The sequence below is a fragment of the Janthinobacterium sp. PC23-8 genome, from assembly GCF_002250505.1.
Lineage (GTDB): Bacteria > Pseudomonadota > Gammaproteobacteria > Burkholderiales > Burkholderiaceae_D > Janthinobacterium.
The window spans coordinates 634326-635589 of sequence record NZ_NJGY01000004.1 but is presented as its reverse complement, the minus strand read 5'-3'; the positions used below and the strand labels follow the sequence as shown (position 1 = coordinate 635589).

The 1264-nt window shown below is 49.7% G+C and carries 1 other annotated feature (running past one end of the window).

Annotation, left to right across the window (positions count from 1 at the left end):
- Positions 1-104 precede the first annotated feature (104 nt).
- Positions 105-1264, top strand: a sequence feature (mutual gap in cmsearch alignment for this rRNA model is longer than 100); it runs 1915 nt beyond the window's last position.

Genomic DNA, 1264 nt, shown 5'->3' with positions numbered 1-1264 from the left:
GATGGGTAATGATTGTATGTATCAACAAACAAGCAACAACGTTGTACTTTCTTATCCCTGTAGCGCTCTTTGTTCACTTAGGTAGACAGAGGCTAACGTTATAGGGACAAGCGAATAAGTGCACATGGTGGATGCCTTGGCGATTACAGGCGATGAAGGACGTAGTAGCTTGCGATAAGCTGCGGGGAGTGAGCAAACACACTTTGATCCGCAGATTTCCGAATGGGGCAACCCACCCTTTTAGGGTATTGCAACCTGAATACATAGGGTTGCAAGGCGAACGCGGCGAACTGAAACATCTAAGTAGCTGCAGGAAAAGAAATCAACCGAGATTCCCAAAGTAGCGGCGAGCGAAATGGGAAGAGCCTGTACGTGATAGTCGGACCGATAACAGAATCCTCTGGAAATAGGAGCCATAGCGGGTGATAGCCCCGTATGTGAAATTGGACCGGTGATACTAAGCGTACGACAAGTAGGGCGGGACACGTGACATCCTGTCTGAATATGGGGGGACCATCCTCCAAGGCTAAATACTCGTAATCGACCGATAGTGAACCAGTACCGTGAGGGAAAGGCGAAAAGAACCCCGGAAGGGGAGTGAAATAGATCCTGAAACCGTGTGCATACAAACAGTAGGAGCGGACTTGTTCCGTGACTGCGTACCTTTTGTATAATGGGTCAGCGACTTACATTCAGTGGCAAGGTTAACCGTATAGGGAAGCCGTAGAGAAATCGAGTCCGAATAGGGCGATCAGTCGCTGGGTGTAGACCCGAAACCAAGTGATCTACTCATGGCCAGGATGAAGGTGCGGTAACACGCCCTGGAGGTCCGAACCCACTAATGTTGAAAAATTAGGGGATGAGCTGTGGGTAGGGGTGAAAGGCTAAACAAACTTGGAAATAGCTGGTTCTCTCCGAAAACTATTTAGGTAGTGCCTCAAGTATCACCATCGGGGGTAGAGCACTGTTATGGCTAGGGGGTCATTGCGACTTACCAAACCATTGCAAACTCCGAATACCGATGAGTGCGAGCTTGGGAGACAGACGTCGGGTGCTAACGTCCGGCGTCAAGAGGGAAACAACCCAGACCGCCAGCTAAGGTCCCAAAGATTGGCTAAGTGGAAAACGAAGTGGGAAGGCTAAAACAGTCAGGATGTTGGCTTAGAAGCAGCCATCATTTAAAGAAAGCGTAATAGCTCACTGATCGAGTCGTCCTGCGCGGAAGATGTAACGGGGCTAAGCCAGTCACCGAAGCTGCGGATAT